17 protein-coding genes are annotated in these 17,293 nt (G+C 70.7%); 2 read left to right on the top strand and 15 right to left on the bottom strand.

All coding sequences use genetic code 11. The features are described 5' to 3' along the window. Positions 1 to 10: 10 nt before the first annotated feature. The 9 genes from atpA to prmC form a co-directional block, all read right to left on the bottom strand. Positions 11 to 1,651, bottom strand: coding sequence for a F0F1 ATP synthase subunit alpha (atpA, locus tag FFS51_RS03450; protein WP_137877532.1), 1,641 nt, complete (start codon positions 1,649 to 1,651; stop codon positions 11 to 13). A gap of 60 nt (positions 1,652 to 1,711) precedes the next feature. Continuing rightward, positions 1,712 to 2,503: a F0F1 ATP synthase subunit delta gene (locus FFS51_RS03445; RefSeq protein ID WP_056209498.1), complete on the bottom strand. Its 792-nt coding sequence runs from the start codon at positions 2,501 to 2,503 to the stop codon at positions 1,712 to 1,714. Further along, positions 2,503 to 3,054: a F0F1 ATP synthase subunit B gene (locus tag FFS51_RS03440; protein WP_137877531.1), complete on the bottom strand. Its 552-nt coding sequence runs from the start codon at positions 3,052 to 3,054 to the stop codon at positions 2,503 to 2,505. Before FFS51_RS03440 ends, FFS51_RS03445 begins: the two co-directional genes overlap by 1 nt. A 29-nt stretch (positions 3,055 to 3,083) precedes the next feature. Next, complete coding sequence (atpE, locus tag FFS51_RS03435; protein ID WP_045246671.1) at positions 3,084 to 3,320, bottom strand: F0F1 ATP synthase subunit C; 237 nt, start codon at positions 3,318 to 3,320, stop codon at positions 3,084 to 3,086. Between the two features lie 42 nt (positions 3,321 to 3,362). Then, positions 3,363 to 4,157: a F0F1 ATP synthase subunit A gene (atpB, locus tag FFS51_RS03430; protein ID WP_082483211.1), complete on the bottom strand. Its 795-nt coding sequence runs from the start codon at positions 4,155 to 4,157 to the stop codon at positions 3,363 to 3,365. A 145-nt stretch (positions 4,158 to 4,302) separates the two neighbouring features. Next, positions 4,303 to 4,794: a Cg1360 family ATP-synthase-associated protein gene (locus FFS51_RS03425; RefSeq protein ID WP_137877530.1), complete on the bottom strand. Its 492-nt coding sequence runs from the start codon at positions 4,792 to 4,794 to the stop codon at positions 4,303 to 4,305. Beyond that, on the bottom strand, positions 4,791 to 5,945 hold the full coding sequence (locus FFS51_RS03420) for an MraY family glycosyltransferase (protein ID WP_045246669.1): 1,155 nt from the start codon (positions 5,943 to 5,945) through the stop codon (positions 4,791 to 4,793). Before FFS51_RS03420 ends, FFS51_RS03425 begins: the two co-directional genes overlap by 4 nt. Further along, the gene (locus FFS51_RS03415) at positions 5,942 to 6,616 is read right to left on the bottom strand and encodes an L-threonylcarbamoyladenylate synthase (RefSeq protein ID WP_045246668.1); all 675 of its coding nucleotides are present in this window, start codon (positions 6,614 to 6,616) and stop codon (positions 5,942 to 5,944) included. Before FFS51_RS03415 ends, FFS51_RS03420 begins: the two co-directional genes overlap by 4 nt. Before the next feature lie 34 nt (positions 6,617 to 6,650). Next, on the bottom strand, positions 6,651 to 7,568 hold the full coding sequence (gene prmC / locus FFS51_RS03410) for a peptide chain release factor N(5)-glutamine methyltransferase (RefSeq protein ID WP_137877529.1): 918 nt from the start codon (positions 7,566 to 7,568) through the stop codon (positions 6,651 to 6,653). Between the two features lie 142 nt (positions 7,569 to 7,710). Here prmC and cysK point away from each other — a divergent pair, with 142 nt between their 5' ends. Both cysK and epsC read left to right on the top strand, forming a co-directional pair. Further along, positions 7,711 to 8,649, top strand: coding sequence for a cysteine synthase A (gene cysK, locus FFS51_RS03405; protein WP_045246667.1), 939 nt, complete (start codon positions 7,711 to 7,713; stop codon positions 8,647 to 8,649). A 1-nt stretch (position 8,650) separates the two neighbouring features. Next, positions 8,651 to 9,229 carry a serine O-acetyltransferase EpsC gene (gene epsC / locus FFS51_RS03400; RefSeq protein WP_212742771.1) on the top strand — a complete coding sequence of 193 codons (579 nt, stop codon included), beginning with the start codon at positions 8,651 to 8,653 and terminating at the stop codon, positions 9,227 to 9,229. A 112-nt stretch (positions 9,230 to 9,341) separates the two neighbouring features. On the opposite strand, the gene prfA is transcribed toward epsC, so the two are convergent. From prfA to lysA, 6 genes are all read right to left on the bottom strand, one after another. Beyond that, positions 9,342 to 10,418: a peptide chain release factor 1 gene (gene prfA / locus FFS51_RS03395; RefSeq protein ID WP_137877528.1), complete on the bottom strand. Its 1,077-nt coding sequence runs from the start codon at positions 10,416 to 10,418 to the stop codon at positions 9,342 to 9,344. A gap of 27 nt (positions 10,419 to 10,445) precedes the next feature. Next, positions 10,446 to 12,371 carry a transcription termination factor Rho gene (gene rho / locus FFS51_RS03390; RefSeq protein ID WP_249352640.1) on the bottom strand — a complete coding sequence of 642 codons (1,926 nt, stop codon included), beginning with the start codon at positions 12,369 to 12,371 and terminating at the stop codon, positions 10,446 to 10,448. Between the two features lie 165 nt (positions 12,372 to 12,536). Further along, the gene (gene thrB / locus FFS51_RS03385) at positions 12,537 to 13,478 is read right to left on the bottom strand and encodes a homoserine kinase (protein ID WP_137877572.1); all 942 of its coding nucleotides are present in this window, start codon (positions 13,476 to 13,478) and stop codon (positions 12,537 to 12,539) included. Next, positions 13,469 to 14,557, bottom strand: a complete 1,089-nt coding sequence (thrC, locus tag FFS51_RS03380) for a threonine synthase (protein ID WP_137877526.1) — start codon at positions 14,555 to 14,557, stop codon at positions 13,469 to 13,471. The genes thrB and thrC overlap by 10 nt, the downstream gene beginning before the upstream one ends. A 1-nt stretch (position 14,558) precedes the next feature. Continuing rightward, complete coding sequence (locus tag FFS51_RS03375) at positions 14,559 to 15,884, bottom strand: homoserine dehydrogenase (RefSeq protein WP_137877525.1); 1,326 nt, start codon at positions 15,882 to 15,884, stop codon at positions 14,559 to 14,561. Continuing rightward, positions 15,881 to 17,290 carry a diaminopimelate decarboxylase gene (lysA, locus tag FFS51_RS03370; RefSeq protein ID WP_137877524.1) on the bottom strand — a complete coding sequence of 470 codons (1,410 nt, stop codon included), beginning with the start codon at positions 17,288 to 17,290 and terminating at the stop codon, positions 15,881 to 15,883. Before lysA ends, FFS51_RS03375 begins: the two co-directional genes overlap by 4 nt. Between the last annotated feature and the right edge of the window lie 3 nt (positions 17,291 to 17,293).

The raw sequence follows: 17,293 nt of genomic DNA, 5'->3' as shown, positions 1-17,293 counted from the left end.
TTCCCGCGGCTCAGCCGCGGCGACCCTTGACGATCTTCTCCTGGTTCACGTCATCGGCGTCCGCGGCGTCGAACTCCTCGCGACCGACCGAGCCGATGCCCGCTCCCGTGCCCGCCTGGAACTCGAGCGTGAACGCGTCGACCGCGCTCTCGAGCTCCGTGACGAGCTGGTCGCTGAGCACGTTCGTCTCACGCAGGGTGTCGAGGATCGTGGTCGAGCGGCGGAGGTGGTCGAGCAGCTCGCGCTCGAAGCGCAGGATGTCTGCGACCTCGATCGTGTCGAGCTTGCCGTTGGTGCCGGCCCAGATCGAGACGACCTGCTCCTCCACCGGGTACGGCGAGTACTGCGGCTGCTTGAGGAGCTCGGTGAGGCGCGCGCCACGGGCGAGCTGACGGCGGGACGCGGCATCCAGGTCGCTCGCGAACATCGCGAACGCCTCGAGCGAGCGGTACTGCGCCAGCTCGAGCTTCAACGTGCCCGAGACCTTCTTGATCGACTTGACCTGCGCGTCACCACCGACGCGGGACACCGAGATGCCCACGTCGACAGCCGGACGCTGGTTCGCGTTGAACAGGTCGGACTGCAGGAAGATCTGACCGTCGGTGATCGAGATCACGTTGGTCGGGATGTAGGCCGACACGTCGTTCGCCTTGGTCTCGATGATCGGGAGACCCGTCATCGACCCCGCGCCGAGCTCGTCGCTCAGCTTCGCGCAACGCTCCAGCAGACGCGAGTGCAGGTAGAAGACGTCGCCGGGGTAGGCCTCGCGGCCCGGCGGACGACGCAGCAGCAGCGACACGGCGCGGTAGGCCTCAGCCTGCTTCGACAGGTCGTCGAAGATGATCAGGACGTGCTTGCCGCCGTACATCCAGTGCTGGCCGATGGCCGAGCCGGTGTAGGGAGCGAGGTACTTGAAGCCGGCCGGGTCGGACGCAGGGGCCGCGACGATGGTCGTGTACTCCAGCGCACCGGCGTCCTCGAGCGCACCCTTGACGGCCGCGATCGTGGAGCCCTTCTGGCCGATGGCGACGTAGATGCAGCGCACCTGCTTGGTCGGGTCGCCCGACTCCCAGTTCGCCTTCTGGTTGATGATCGTGTCGATCGCGATCGCCGTCTTGCCGGTCTGGCGGTCGCCGATGATCAGCTGGCGCTGACCGCGCCCGATCGGGATCATCGCGTCGATCGCCTTGATGCCGGTCTGCATCGGCTCGTGCACGCTCTTGCGCTGCATGACGCCGGGAGCCTGCAGTTCGAGCGCGCGACGGCCCTCGGTCGCGATCTCACCGAGACCGTCGATCGGGTTGCCGAGCGGGTCGACCACGCGACCGAGGTAGCCGTCGCCGACGGCGACCGAGAGCACCTCGCCCGTGCGGGTGACCTCCTGGCCCGCCTCGATGCCGGCGAACTCGCCGAGCACCACGACACCGACCTCGTGCTCGTCGAGGTTCAGGGCGAGGCCCTGCGTGCCATCGGCGAACGTGACGAGCTCGTTGGCCATCACGCCCGGCAGGCCCTCGACGTGGGCGATGCCGTCGGCCGCGTCGATGACGGTGCCGACCTCGGTGGCCGCGGCCCCCGTGGGCTCGTACGCTGCGACGAAGTCTTTCAGCGCGTCACGGATGACGTCGGGGCTGATGGAGAGTTCTGCCATTGTCTTCCTTCGTTCATGGGGCCATCGCCCCGAAGTCTCATCGTCGGGAGGGAGGTCCCGTTAGCCCGCCAGTCGGTGGCGGAGATCCGCCAGACGGGTGGACACGCTCGCGTCGATCACGTCGTTCGCGATCTGGATGCGCAGGCCGCCGACGATCGACTCGTCGATGACCGTGTTGATCGAGACCTGCGTGCCATAACGCGCGGCCAGCGCCGCGCCCAGTCGCTCGGTCTGCGCGTCGGTCAGCGCCACAGCGCTCACGACCGTCGCGACGGTGCGTTCGCGTTCCGCGGCGACCACGCGCATGGCGCGCGAGAGAACCTCGCGTACCCGGCGCTCGCCCGGCTGGCGCACCAGCGACGACACGATCAGCGTCGTCGCCTCGGACGCACGTCCGCCGAGAAGCGTCTCGACGAGCACGCCCTTCGCCTCGGCGTCGCCGAGCCGGCTGCCGAGCGCGAGCTCGAGCTGCGGGTTGTCGGCGATCGTGCGCGACACCCGGAACAGCTCACCCTCGACGTCGGCGGACGGCGCGGCCTTGGAGGCGGCACGAACGGCCAGTTCCTCCACGCCGAACACGAAGTCGTGCGCCGACGACCAGCGCTCGACGGCTGCGGCCGCGAGCACCTGACGGGTGACGGGCGACACGGCGGCGCCGAAGACGTCCTCGACCACCTTCGCGCGCGACTCCGGGGTCGCCGCCCAGTCGGCGAGTGCGCCGGCAAGGGTCGGACGGTGCGCGAGCGCGCGCGCTGCCTGGAACAGCTCGGTGGCGACCGTGAGGTCGACACCCGCCGTCGTCGACAGTGCCGCGTTCGCGGCCTCCTGTGCGTGAGTGGTCGCGGCGCCCATTACTTCGTCGCCTTCTCGGATGCCTCGAGGTCGGCGAGGAAGCGGTCGACGACGCCCTGCGCGGACGCATCGTCCTTCAGCTTCTCGCCGATCACGCCGCCGGCGAGATCGAGCGCGAGCGCACCGACCTCACCCCGGAGGGAGACGAGGGCCGCCTGGCGCTCGGCCTCGATCTGCGCGTGGGCCTGTGCGGTGACGCGTGCGGCCTCGGAGGTCGCGGCATCCTTCGCCTCGGCGACGATCTGCTTGCCCTCCTCGCGGGCGGACTCGCGGATCTCACCGGCCTCCTTGCGGGCGGCGGAGAGCTGCGCGGTGTACTCCTCGAGCGCGGCCTCGGCCTGGCGCTGGGCCTCGTCGGCCTTCGCGATGTTGCCCTCGATCGCCGCAGAGCGCTCGTCGAGCAGCTTCTGCATGCGCGGCAGGATCACACGCCAGAACACCAGGAGGATGACGACGAAGCAGACCGCGGACCACACGATGTCGTAGACCGCGGGCAGCAGCGGGTTCTGCCCCGCCTCCGTGGCGGCGCGGGTGACAAGAGCGGGAAGCATCCTGTCTCCTTACTTGAAGTCGTTCGCGATCAGAAGCCGAAGATGAAGCCGGTCGCGATACCGATGAACGCGAGGGCCTCGGTGAAGGCGATACCGATGAACATCAGCACCTGGAGGCGGCCGGCGAGCTCGGGCTGGCGGGCGACGCCCTCGATGGTCTTGCCGACCACGATGCCCACGCCGATGGCGGGGCCGATGGCGGCGAGACCGTAGCCGACCGTCGCGAGCGAACCGGAGACGTCGGCGAGAACCGTAGTTGCGTCCACGGGGTTATTCCTTTCGGTTGTGGGCGGCGGATGCCGACCGGATCAGTGCTCTTCCGCGACCGCGAGCTGGATGTAGACCGCGGTGAGGATCGTGAAGACGTACGCCTGGAGGAAGGCGACGAAGAGTTCGAAGAGGGTGAAGACGAAGCCGAAGGCCAGGGTGCCGAGACCGAGGGCCGTCCACCAGCCGCTGAGCTCGACCGTGAAGAACCAGGTGGCCGAGAAGAAGAGCACCAGCATCAGGTGCCCGACGATCATGTTCATCAGCAGACGGAGGGTGAGCGTCACCGGGCGGATGATGAAGGTCGAGAGGAACTCGAGCGGGACGATGATGAAGTAGAGCGGCCACGGCACGCCCGACGGGAGCAGCGCGTTCTTGAAGAAGTTCTTCGGGCTCTTCTTGACACCGGCGTAGATGAACGTGATGTAGGAGACGATCGCGAGCAGCAGCGGCACCGCGATGATGCTCGTGCCGGCGATGTTCAGGAACGGCACGACACCCGTGAGGTTCATGAACAGCACCATGAAGAAGATGGTGGTCAGGATCGGCAGGAAGCGGTTGCCGTCCTTCTTGCCGAGCAGGTCGTGGGCGATGCCGTTGCGCACGAAGTCGAGACCGAGTTCGGCGACGCTCTGGAAGCGCGTCGGCACCAGGCGCATGCGACGGGTGGCGACCAGGAAGAGCGTGATCAGCACGACGGTCGCCAGGATCTGGATCAGGTTGATCCGCGTCAGCGCGAACGGCGTTCCCGCGAACAGCACGGCGTCAGGGAAGAACTCTCCGATGGAGGGGGCGTGGAAACCACCGTCGCCCGTGGACTCGGCATTCGCGATCACAGTCGCAGCGTGATGAAACAGCACAGGCTCCAGCTCCGGGGCACCGAAAGAAATCGGTACGACGATGGGTCGGGGTGCACCCCAGGGCCGGCACTCAGGCGCTCGCGGTCGGGTGCGCGTCCAACCCTATCAAACCGCTGGGGGTTCAGGTGCCGCTCGGAGGTTGCGGGTCCTTGCGCTCCCCCGCTTCCGGGTCGGTCGGGAGCGTCGTGTCGCTGACATGGGGCAGCCGCATCCTCGCCAGCACGACCACGTCGACGACGAGGGACCCGATCACAGCCGCGACCAGCGCGAGGAAGAAGACCTGCGGAGCGATCCACGGCTGCCCCCGCAGCACGAGCATCGCGACCACGAACAGCACGATCTTCAGCAGCCAGCCGCCCAGTACGATCGCGAAGAAGATCGGCACATAGAGCGCGTCGCCGAACCAGCGGTTCGCGATGAGGATGCTGCCCGAGGTGATCGAGAGGAACACCGCGCCGACGACGACACCGGCCAGCCCGCTGACGAGGCCGGAGGGGCCGGCGGCGATGAACCCGGCCACGCCCGCGATGACCGCGAGCGCGAGGGCGGCCCACGCCGACCACTGGAGCGTGGCCCGCAGGACGGGAGTGCTGGAAACGGGAGACGACATCATGCGGGGTCTTTCGCTCGGGGGTCGGGGCGGCGGCGCCGGGACGGCAGGGCGGTGACGATCACGCAGGCCGCGCCACCGAGGACGCCGAAGCCCACGCCGATCCAGTACTGGCCAGGCCAGTTCTCACGGGTCGCGATGTACATGAGCAGCACGGCGAGCCCGACGATGGCGGCCCATGCGTAGAAGATCAGCACGGCCGAGCGGTCGGAGTGACCGAGGTCGAGCAGCCGGTGGTGCAGGTGCTTGCGGTCGGGCGAGAAGGGCGAGCGCCCCGCCCCCGTGCGCCGGATCACGGCGAGACCGAAGTCGAGCAGCGGCAGGATGACGACGGCCACCGGGAGCAGCACCGGGATGAAGGCACCGAGCAGCTGCGAGCGTCCGAGGGTCTCGGGGTCGAGCGTCGCGGGGTTGAGCTGACCCGTGACGGCGATGCCGCTGGTGGCCATGAGGAGTCCCAGCATGAGCGCGCCGGAGTCGCCCATGAACATCTTCGCGGGGCTCCAGTTCCACGGGAGGAACCCGACGCACGCGCCGACGAGCACGACGGCGATGAGGGAGGCGAGGTTCGAGTACGTGCTCTGGCCGGTGTCGCGCACCAGAAGGTAGGACCACGCGAAGAAGACGCCGTTCGCGATGAGCGCGACGCCGGCGACGAGGCCGTCGAGCCCGTCGATGAAGTTGACCGCGTTCATGACCACCACGATCGAGAGGATCGTGAGGACGACGCTCATCCAGCTCGACCCCACCGTGAGGCCGCCGACGGGGAGCGAGTAGATCTGGATGCCCCCGAACCACGCGATGATCGCGGCCGCGCCGACCTGCGCCGCGAGCTTGATCATCCAATCGAGGTCCCACAGGTCGTCGGCGATGCCGACAGCGACGATGAGCACGGTCGCGGCGAGGATCGCGAGGACCGGCTGCGGGTCGATCCACACACGGTGGAAGAAGTCGTTCTGCGCGGTGAATCCGAAGGCCACGACGATGCCGAGGAACATGGCGATGCCCCCCAGGCGCGGCGTCGGCCGCGTGTGCACGTCGCGTTCGCGGATGGCCGGGTAGAGCTTGAAGCGCAGCGCGAGGCGCCACACCGCCCCGGCGAGCACGAAGGTGAGCACCGCGGTGACCAGCGCGGTGAACAGGTACTGCTTCACGTCCCCGGGTCTGGTTCGAGCGCGTCGCCCAGCACGGAGCGCAGTTCGGCGCGGGACACGACCCCGTCGCGCAGGACGCGCACGGTTCCCTGACGACCGGCGCAGAGCCCGGTGGCGTCGATGATCGTCGAGGCGAAGCCCGCGGTGGCCGGGCCGTCATCGAGATAGACGGCGACGCTGTCGCGCAGCATCCGCTCCGCCTCCTTCGCGACGATCGCGGCCGGGGCGCCGGTCAGGTTGGCGCTCGAGACCGCGAGCGGTCCGGTCTCCTCCAGCAGCTCGATCGCCAGACGGTGGGCGGGCATGCGCACGGCCACGGTGCCGCGGGTGTCACCGAGGTCCCAGGCGAGCGAGGGCTGGGCCGGCAGCACGATCGTGAGCCCGCCGGGCCAGTGCGAGCCGATGAGGCGGTCGATGGGCTCGGGCACCTCGCTCACGAGCGCCCGCAGCGTGTTCACGCCGGGCACGAGCACAGGCGGGGGCTGCTGACGGCCACGGCCCTTCGCCGCCAGCAGACGCGCGACGGCAGCCGGGGAGAACGCGTCGGCGGCCACGCCGTAGACGGTGTCGGTGGGGAGGACGATGAGCTCGCCGCGACCGATGGCCTGGCGCGCCTGACGCATGCCCGCGAGAAGCTCGGCCTCGTCGCGGCAATCGAAGAGGGAAGACATGACCGGGCCAGTCTAGTTCGGCCCGGCTGGGCGGTCAGGGCCGCAGCGCCGTGGTGACCCGGTCGCGCAGCGTCAGGTCGCGGTGGGTCGCCGCGGAGCGCCACCCGGCCTCGGCGAGCGCGTCCCTCACGCCCGCTCCCTGCAGCTCGCCGTGCTCGATGGCGATGAGTCCGCCGGAGTGCACGAGTCGCAGCCCGACCTGCGCGAGGGTGCGCACGACGTCGAGGCCGTCCTCGCCTCCGTAGAGGGCCGCGGGTGGATCGAACAGCCGCACCTCGGGGTCGCGGGGGGTCGCGGCATCCGGCACGTAGGGAGGGTTCGACACCAGCACCGAGACGGTGCCGTCGAGCTCGGGGAACGCGACGGCCAGGTCGATGAACGCGAGACGTGCGTTCTCGGCGCCGACCTCGGCGAAGTTCTCCTTCGTCCACACGAAGGCGTCGACGGAGTTCTCGGCCGCGTGCACCCGCGCATGCGGCACCTCGGTCGCCAGCGACAGTGCGATGGCACCGGATCCGGTGCCGAGATCGACGGCGATCGGCGAAGGGGATGCCGCGGCGCGCAGCGCATCGATCGCGATCTGCGCGAGCAGCTCGGTCTCGGGGCGGGGCACGAACACCCCCGGGCCGACCCTCAGCTCCAGGTGGCGGAACGGCGCGCGGCCGGTGATGTGCTGCAGCGGCTCGCGCGCAGCGCGGCGCTCGACGAGGGACGCGAGGGACGCGGCATCCGGTTCGGAGATCGCGTCGCCGCGCAGCGCAGCCGCCTGCACCTCGCCGCGCCCGCCGCCGCGCACGTGTGCCGCGAGCAGCTCGGCGTCGACGGTCGCGTCTGCCACTCCCGCACGCGCGAGGGTTGCCGCAGCGGCGCGCAGCGCGTCGGCGAGCGTCTCAGGACGCTCGGGCGCGACGACGTCGGGCAGATCGCCGGGGTGCGGTGCGGTCTCGGGCATGGGCGCCGCCCAGTTTATCGGCCGCACCGCCGACCCGGCTCCCGTCACACAGCCTCCTCATCGCATCCGCTCGCATAGGCTGGGCGCGGTGCGCGCATAGACGCGCGACGACAGGGAACCAGCGAGAGAAGGCAGCCCCGACATGCCCGCGATCCACGACGACATCACCAGCGCGTTCGGCAACACGCCGCTCGTGCGGTTCAGCCGCATCGGCGAAGGCCTCGGCGGCCACATCCTCGGCAAGCTCGAGTTCTACAACCCCGCATCCAGCGTGAAGGACCGCCTCGGCATCGCGATCGTCGACGCCGCGGAGGCCTCCGGCGAGCTCACGCCCGGCGGAACGATCGTCGAGTCCACGAGCGGCAACACCGGCATCGCCCTCGCCATGGTCGGCGCCGCCCGCGGCTACCGCGTCATCATCACGATGCCCGCGTCGATGTCGAAGGAGCGCCGCCTGCTGCTCAAGGCGTTCGGCGCCGAGCTCGTGCTCACCGACCCCACCAAGGGCATGTCGTTCGCCGTCGAAGAGGCCAAGCGCATCGTCGCCGAGACCCCCGGCGCCGTGTGGGCCCGCCAGTTCGAGAACGAGGCGAACCCCGCGATCCACCGCAAGACCACCGCGGAGGAGATCCTGCGCGACACCGACGGCCAGGTCGACTACTTCGTCGCCGGCATCGGCACCGGCGGCACCATCACCGGCGTCGGCGAGGTGCTCAAGGAGCGCGTGCCCGGCGCGAAGGTCATCGCCGTCGAGCCGGCCGACTCCCCCATCCTCACCAAGGGCCACCCGGGACCGCACAAGATCCAGGGCATCGGCCCGAACTTCGTGCCCGCGATCCTCAACCGCGAGATCATCGACGAGGTCATCGACGTCGAGTTCGACGATGCGATCCGTGTCGCCCGCGAGGCCGGTGCCCGCGAGGGCATCCTCGTCGGCATGTCGTCCGGTGCGGCGCTCTGGGCCGCCCAGCAGATCGCTGCGCGCCCCGAGGCCGCCGGCAAGAACATCGTCGTGATCATCCCGTCCAACGGCGAGCGCTACCTCTCGACCGCGCTCTACGAGCACCTGCGCGAGGAGTGAGATGACGGGCGGCGGGATGCTGCGGCGGCTGCGGGAGGATCTCGCGGCCGCCCGCCTCCGCGACCCCGCCGCCCGCTCCTCCCTCGAGATCGCGCTGCTCTATCCCGGGCTGCACGCGGTGTGGTCGCACCGCGTGTGGCATGCGCTGTGGGTGCGCCGGGTGCGCTTCCTCGCCCGCGCCGGCTCGCAGCTGACCCGCTGGCTCACCGGTATCGAGATCCACCCGGGCGCCACGATCGGCCGGCGCCTGTTCATCGACCACGGCATGGGCGTCGTCATCGGCGAGACGGCCGAGGTCGGCGACGACGTGCTGCTCTACCATGGGGTCACCCTCGGCGGTCGCACGCGCGACGCCGGCAAGCGCCACCCCACGATCGGCGACGGAGTGGCGATCGGCGCGGGCGCGAAAGTGCTCGGCCCGATCCGCATCGGTGCGGGATCCGTGATCGGCGCGAACGCCGTCGTCACGCGCGACGCGCCCGACGACTCCGTGATCGTCGGCATTCCCGCCAAGGCGCGCCCGCGCCGCGACGGCGACGACACGCGCAGCATCCTGACCACGCCCGAGTACCACATCTGACACGGCCCGCGGGGCGGCGACGAGGTCGCGGATGACGCGGCCCGAGGTGGGGCGCGGCGTGACCGCGCGCGGTGCGAGGTGCGCATGGGTGCGCAGCGGGCGCGGCGTGTGATCAGTCCGCGGCGAGGGCCGCGAGACGCTCTTCCTCGTCCGCGGCGATGCACGCGTCGATGACCGGCGCGAGGGCGCCGTCCATCACCTGGTCGAGGTTGTACGCCTTGTAGCCGGTGCGGTGGTCGGCGATGCGGTTCTCGGGGAAGTTGTACGTGCGGATGCGCTCCGAGCGGTCCATGCCGCGGATCTGCGATCGACGCGCGTCGGAGGCGGCCGCCGCAAGCTCCTCCTGCTGCTGGGCGAGCAGGCGTGCGCGCAGCACGCGCATTCCCGCCTCGCGGTTCTGCAGCTGGCTCTTCTCGTTCTGCATCGAGACGACGATGCCTGTCGGGAGGTGGGTGATGCGTACCGCGGAGTCGGTCGTGTTCACCGACTGACCCCCCGGCCCCGACGACCGGAAGACGTCGATCTTCAGGTCGTTCGCGTCGATGTGGATCTCTTCGGGCTCGTCGACCTCGGGGAACACCAGCACCCCGGTCGTCGAGGTGTGGATGCGTCCCTGTGACTCGGTCGCGGGAACGCGCTGGACGCGGTGCACCCCGCCCTCGTACTTCAGATGCGCCCACACGCCCTGCGACGGGTCGCTGGCCGCGCCCTTGATCGCGACCTGCACGTCCTTGTAACCGCCGAGGTCGGACTCGTTGCGCTCGAGCAGTTCGGTCTTCCACCCCATCGAGGCGGCGTACTGCAGGTACATACGCAGCAGGTCGGCGGCGAACAGCGCGCTCTCCGCGCCGCCCTCGCCCTGCTTGATCTCCATAATCACGTCGCGCGCATCGTCGGGATCACGCGGAATCAGCAGGCGTCGCAGGCGCTCCTGCAGGGTCGCCAGGCGCTCCTGCAGCGCCGGGACCTCCGCCGCGAAGGCGTCGTCCTCGCGGGCGAGCTCGCGCGCGGCATCCAGATCATCGGATGCCGCGCCCCACGCCTCGTAGGCGTGCACGATCTTCGACAGCTCGGCGTAGCGCCGGTTGACGCGCTTCGCGCGCGCCGCATCGGCGTGCACGGCCGGGTCGGAGAGCTCCTCCTGGACGGCCTTGTGCTCGTCGATCAGCTGGCGGACCGAGTCGAACATCGCGGGTTCAGCCACGGCGAACCCGGATCAGCGGATGTTGTTCTCGTGTCCGTGCGAGTGGCCGCCACCGGCGGGCGCCGGGATCGACTTCTGCATCTGCACGAGGAACTCGACGTTCGACTGCGTCTCCTTGAGCTTGCCGAGCACGACCTCGAGCGCCTGCTGGGCGTCGAGGCCGGCGAGTGCGCGGCGCAGCTTCCACGTGATCTTGACCTCGTCGGCCGACAGCAGCATCTCCTCGCGGCGCGTGCTCGACGCGTTCACGTCGACGGCCGGGAAGATGCGCTTGTCGGCGAGCTGGCGCGAGAGACGCAGCTCGCTGTTGCCGGTGCCCTTGAACTCCTCGAAGATGACGTCGTCCATCTTGGAGCCGGTCTCGACGAGCGCCGTCGCGAGGATCGTCAGCGAGCCGCCGTTCTCGATGTTGCGCGCCGCGCCGAAGAAGCGCTTGGGCGGGTACAGCGCCGAGGCGTCCACACCGCCCGAGAGCACGCGGCCGCTCGTGGGCGCTGAGACGTTGTAGGCGCGGCCGAGACGGGTGATCGAGTCGAGCAGAACGACGACGTCGCGACCGAGCTCGACGAGGCGCTTGGCGCGCTCGATGGCGAGCTCGGCGACGGTGGTGTGGTCTTCGGCGGGACGGTCGAAGGTCGAGGCGATGACCTCGCCGCGGACCGTCCGCTGCATGTCGGTGACCTCTTCGGGCCGCTCGTCGACGAGCACGACCATGAGGTGGACCTCGGGGTTGTTGGTCGCGATCGCGTTCGCGATCTGCTGCAGCACGATCGTCTTGCCCGCCTTCGGGGGCGCGACGATCAGGCCGCGCTGACCCTTTCCGATGGGGGCGACAAGGTCGATGATGCGCTGCGTGAGCTTCTCCGGCGCCGTCTCGAGACGCAGGCGCTCCTCCGGATAGAGCGGGGTGAGCTTGCCGAACTCGACGCGGTTCTCGGCGTCGTCGGGGGCGAGGCCGTTGACCGAGTCCACCTTGACGAGGGCGTTGTACTTCTGGCGGCTGGGTGCCTCGTTCTCGCGCGGCTGCTTGATCGCGCCGACGATCGCGTCACCCTTGCGCAGGTTGTACTTCTTGACCTGACCGAGCGAGACGTAGACGTCGCTCGGGCCGGGAAGGTAGCCGGTCGTGCGCACGAAGGCGTAGTTGTCGAGCACGTCGAGGATGCCGGCGATCGGCAGCAGCACGTCGTCTTCGCCGATCTCGGTCTCGAACTCGTCACCGGTCTGGCTCTGACCGCGGCGCTTGTTGCGCTGACGGTTGCGGCTCTGGGCGGGGGTCTGCGCGCCGCCGGCGATCGCCGGGGCGGCCTGCGCGTCGTCCGAGGACTCGCTCGCGGCGGGCGCCTGGCCCTGCTCGCCGCCGTTGGCGTTGCGGTTGCGGTTGCGGTTCCGGTTGCGGCTACGGCTGCGACGGCTACCGGTGGGCTGCTCGCCCTCGGCGGGCTCGCCGTCGGCCTGCTCGGCGCCCTCGGTCTCACCGGCCGCGGCGGCGTCGGCCGGCGCCTCGTCGGCGGCGGATGCCGCGGCATCCCCCTCGGTGGCCAGGTCACCCTCGACGGTGTCGACCGCCGCCGGCTCGACCGCGGCGGCGTCAGCGGGCTCGGCGAAGGATGCGGTGAGCTGCGCAGCGAGGTCGTCGTCGACGGCCGACTGCGCGCTCTTCAGGCTCGCACCGAGCTCGGCGGCGCGAGCGATGACGGTCTTGGCGTCGACGCCGAGGTCGGCGGCGAGTGCCGAGACGCGGCGGCGGGCGGGCTTACGGGCCGTCTTGCGCGCGGGTGCGTCGGCCTCGGCAGCGGGCGCGTCGGCGGCCGCGGGGGTGGCATCGGCCGGCGCCGGCTGGTCGCTCGGCACCTCGATGTCGGGGCCCTCGAACGGCAGCGCCGCGTCGGCCGGGGTGGTGTTGTCTTCGGTCTGGATCTCGGAGATGGACTCCACGAGTACTCCCTTGTAGAGGATGGGGCGCGCGACGACTACGGACATCGACAGAGAGACATCCGCCCACCCGAAGAGGATCCTCGGGACCGATCGAGCGTGGCTCGGAAATCGGATTTCAGGGATCGCGCGGTTTCGCAGATTGCGACGGAGGCCGTGTAAACGACGTTACGAGGCACCCTCCGCGTCGGTGTTCACTGTACCACCCCTCACATCGACGGCCAGCATGAGCGCCTCCCACGGCGTTTCGGTGCGCGTCGCGGCGAGGGCCGCCGCCTCGAGGCGACGGCCCGGGCCGTCGGCGAGCACGAGCACGCTCGGGCCCGCCCCCGACACGACGGCGGGGAACCCCGCCGCGCGCAGCTCGCGCACGAGGAGATCGGTCTCCGGCATCGCTGCGGCCCGGTAATTCTGGTGCAGCTTGTCCTCGGTGGCGGCCATCAGCAGCTCGGGGCTCTGGGTCAGCGCGGCGATCAGCAGCGCCGAGCGGGACACGTTGAACACCGCGTCCTCGCGCGACACCTGCAGCGGCTGCAGGGAGCGCGCCACGGACGTCGACATGGTGAACTCGGGCACGAACACGATCGGCGAGACGCCGCGGTGCACGAGCAGCTTCTTGTGCTGCGGACCGAGCTCGTCGACCCAGGCGATCGTGAGGCCGCCGAACAACGCCGGCGCGACGTTGTCGGGGTGCCCCTCGAGCTCGGTCGCGAGGCGCAGCAGCAGGTCGGGGCCGAGCTCGACGTCACCCTCGAGCAGGCCCTTCGCGGCGAGCAGGCCCGACACCACCGCGGCGCCGGAGGACCCCATGCCGCGGCCGTGGGGGATGACGTTGTGGGCTTCGAGCCGGATGCCGGGCAGCGTGCGCGACACGGCCTCGAACGCGTAGGCCATCGCACGCACGACGAGATGCGAGGCATCCCGCGGCACACCGTCCGCGCCCGCGCCGGTGACCTCGATCTCGAGACGGTCGTCGGCGAGGGCTGTGACCGTCACCTCGTCGTAGACGCTCAGCGCGAGGCCGAGCGTGTCGAAGCCCGGGCCGAGGTTCGCGCTCGTCGCCGGCACGCGGACGACGGCGCGACGACCCGGGGGCACGCTCACGCGGATGCCTCGGCGGGCGCGAGGCCGAGCACCGAGGCGACCTCGCTGGTCGCCGCGTCGACGACCGTGGGGGTCACGTCGACGCCGTCCGCGCCCTTGAGCACCCACTGGGGGTCCTTGAGCCCGTGGCCGGTGACGGTGAGCACGACACGCGCGCCGGCGGGGATGACGCCCGCCTCGGCACGGTCGAGCAGGCCCGCGACGCTGATCGCGGAGGCCGGCTCGACGAACACGCCCGCCGTCTCGGCGAGGAGCTTCTGCGCCGCGAGGATCCGTGCGTCGTCGATCGCGCCGAAGTAGCCGTCGGTGGCCTCTCGCGCCTCGATCGCGAAGTCCCAGGAGGCGGGGTTGCCGATGCGGATGGCGCTCGCCACCGTCTCGGGGTTCTTCACGACCTCGCCCCGCACGAGCGGCGCCGAGCCCTCGGCCTGGAACCCGAACATGCGCGGCACGCGGGTCGAGACACCGCGGTCGGCCTCCTCACGGTAGCCGCGGGTGTAGGCCGTGTAGTTTCCGGCGTTGCCGACCGGGATGAAATGGAAGTCCGGGGCGTCGCCGAGCTGCGAGACGACCTCGTAGGCCGCGGTCTTCTGGCCGTCGAGGCGGTCGGGGTTGACGGAGTTCACGAGGTGCACCGGGTAGTGCGCTGCGAGTTCGCGGGCGATCTCGAGGCAGTCGTCGAAGTTGCCGCGCACCTGGATGAGGCGCCCGCCGTGGGCGACCGCCTGGCTGAGCTTGCCCATCGCGATCTTGCCCTCGGGCACGAGCACGGCGGCGGTGATGCCGGCGTGCGCCGCGTAGGCCGCGGCCGACGCGGACGTGTTCCCCGTCGACGCGCAGATGACGGCCTTCGCGCCGTGCTCGACGGCGCGGGAGAGCGCGACGGTCATGCCGCGATCCTTGAAGGAGCCGGTCGGGTTCATGCCCTCGAACTTCACCCAGACGTCGGCGCCCGTGCGCTGGGACAGCGCCGCGGCCGGGATGAGCGGCGTGCCGCCTTCCCCGAGCGTGACGACGGTGGATGCTTCGGTCACCCCGAGGCGGTCGGCGTATTCGCGCAGGACTCCGCGCCAGACGTGTGCCATGTCAGTTCCCTTCGACGCGCAGCACCGAGACCACCCGTGCGACGACCTCGCTCGCGGCGAGTTGTTCGACGGTGGCGCTCAGGTCCTGCTCCTTGGCCTTGTGCGTGCCGATGACCAGACGCGCGGTGGCCGCGGCATCCGATTCACCGATGGTGGTGGTCTGCTCGACCGTGGCGATCGAGACGTGGCCGTCGCTGAGGAGTCCGGCGACGGTGGAGAGGACGCCCGGCTGGTCGACGACCTCGAGCGTGATCTGGTAGCGGGTCACGACGCGGCCGACCTCGACGACGGGGAGGTTGGCGCGCGTGGACTCCCCCACGCCGACACCGCCGGCGATGTGACGGCGTGCGGCCGACACGACGTCGCCGAGCACGGCGGACGCGGTCTGCACGCCGCCGGCGCCGGCGCCGTAGAACATGAGAGGGCCGGCGGCCTCGGCCTCGACGAACACGGCGTTGTTGGCGCCGTGGACGCTCGCGAGGGGGTGGCTGCGGGGAACGAGCGCCGGGTAGACGCGCACCGAGATCGCCTCACCGGTCGGGCTGTCGTCCTGTCCGTCGAGGCGCTCGCACACCGCGAGCAGCTTCACGACGTAGCCGGCGTGACGCGCGGCATCCATGATCGCCTTGTCGATGGCGGTGATGCCCTCACGGTGCACGGCCTCGAGCGGCACAGCGGTGTGGAAGGCAAGGCTTGCGAGGATCGCGGCCTTCTGCGCGGCGTCGTAGCCCTCGACGTCGGCGGTCGGGTCGGCTTCTGCGTATCCCAAGCGCTGCGCGTCGGCGAGCACGTCGGAGAATTCGGCACCCTCGGTGTCCATGCGATCGAGGATGTAGTTCGTCGTGCCGTTGACGATGCCCATGATGCGTCGCACGCGATCGCCCGCGAGCGAGTCGCGCAGCGGACGGATGATGGGGATGGCGCCGGCGGCAGCGGCCTCGTAGTAGACCGAGGCGCCCACGCGGTCGGCGGCCTCGAAGATCTCGGGGCCGTGGGTGGCCAGCAGCGCCTTGTTCGCGGTGACGACGTCGGCGCCCGAGCCGATCGCGCTCAGGATGTGTTCACGGGCCGGCTCGATGCCGCCGATGAGCTCGATGACGATGTCGCTCGAGGCGATGAGGCTCGCCGCGTCGGTCGTGAACAACTCGCGAGGGAGCTCCGTGTCGCGCGGGGCGTCGAGGCTGCGCACGGCGATCCCTGCGAGCTGGAGACGGGCGCCCGCGCGGTCGGCGAGCTCGTCGGCGTGCTTGAGCAGCAGGGCGGCCACCTGGCTGCCCACCGCGCCGGCGCCCAACAGGGCGACGCGCAGCAGTCGGTAGTCGGTCATGCGTTCCTTTCGAGGGCGACCCCGGCATCGCGCGCCAGGAGGTCATCGATGGTCTCTCCGCGCACGATCACGCGCGCCTCGCCGCCGCGCACGGCGACGACGGGCGGGCGGGGCACGTAGTTGTAGTTGCTCGCGAGCGAGAAGCAGTAGGCACCTGTCGCGGGCACGGCGAGCAGGTCGTCGGCGGCGACGTCCCCGGGAAGGTATTCGGCGTCGACGACGATGTCGCCGGACTCGCAGTGCATGCCCACCACGCGTACGAGTGCCGCATCGGCGCTGCTCACACGGCTCGCGAGTCGCGCGGAGTAGTGGGCGCCGTACAGCGCGGGGCGGGCGTTGTCACTCATCCCGCCGTCGACGCTCACGTAGGTGCGGGTGAGGTCGTCGGAGACCCGCACCGGCTTGACCGTGCCGACCGTGTACAGCGTGACGCCGGCGGGCCCGACGATCGCGCGTCCGGGCTCGAAGGCCAGGTGGGGGATCGGGATGCCGCGCTCGGCGCACGCCAGCGCGACACCGTCGACGATCTGCTCCGCGAGCTCGTCGATCGGGCTCGGCACGTCGACCCGGGTGTAGGCGATGCCGAACCCGCCACCGAGGTTCAGCACGGGCACGGCACCGGCGGCGAGCAGCTCGGCGTGCACGGCCACGAGACGGCGGGCCGACTCGGCGAAGCCGGCAGACCCGAAGATCTGGGAGCCGATGTGGCAGTGCAGTCCGATGAACTGCAGGCCCACAGTCGCACGGATGCGGGCGACGACCGCCGGCGCATCGGCGAGGGCGAAGCCGAACTTCTGGTCCTCGTGGGCGGTCGCGAGGAAGTCGTGGGTCTCGGCGTGCACACCGCTCACGACCCGCACGAGCACCGGCTGGGTCGCCCCGGTGCGAGCGACGATCGCGCTGAGCCGATCGAGCTCCTCGAGACTGTCGAGGACGATCGAGCCGACGCCCGCGGCGACGGCGCGCTCCAGCTGCGCGACGGACTTGTTGTTGCCGTGCACGCCGATGCGGGACGGGTCCGCGCCGGCCGCGAGCGCGACGGCGAGCTCACCCTCGCTCGCCACGTCGACGGCAAGACCCTCCTGGGTCACCCAGCGCACGACCTCGGTCGACAGGAACGCCTTGCCGGCGTAGTAGACGCGCGCCGACACCCCATGTCGTGCCGCCGCCGCCGTGAAGGCCGCGAGCATGTGGGAAGCACGGCCCCGCACCTCGTCCTCGTCGATCACGTAGAGAGGGGTGCCGAAGCGGGCCGCGAGCGCCGGTGCGGTGACGCCCGCGAGCTGCAGCGCGCCCGCGGCATCCCGTGTCGCCGACGCCGGCCACACACGCTCAGCCAGGTCATTGGCGTCGCGCGGCACCTCGAGCCAGGTCGGCACGGTGGGGCGGTCGGGCGAGGCGGACACGGA

Origin of the sequence: Microbacterium sp. 4NA327F11 (assembly GCF_005503465.1) — a bacterium.
Lineage (GTDB): Bacteria > Actinomycetota > Actinomycetes > Actinomycetales > Microbacteriaceae > Microbacterium > Microbacterium ginsengisoli.
This window is presented reverse-complemented; position numbering and strand designations above follow the sequence as displayed.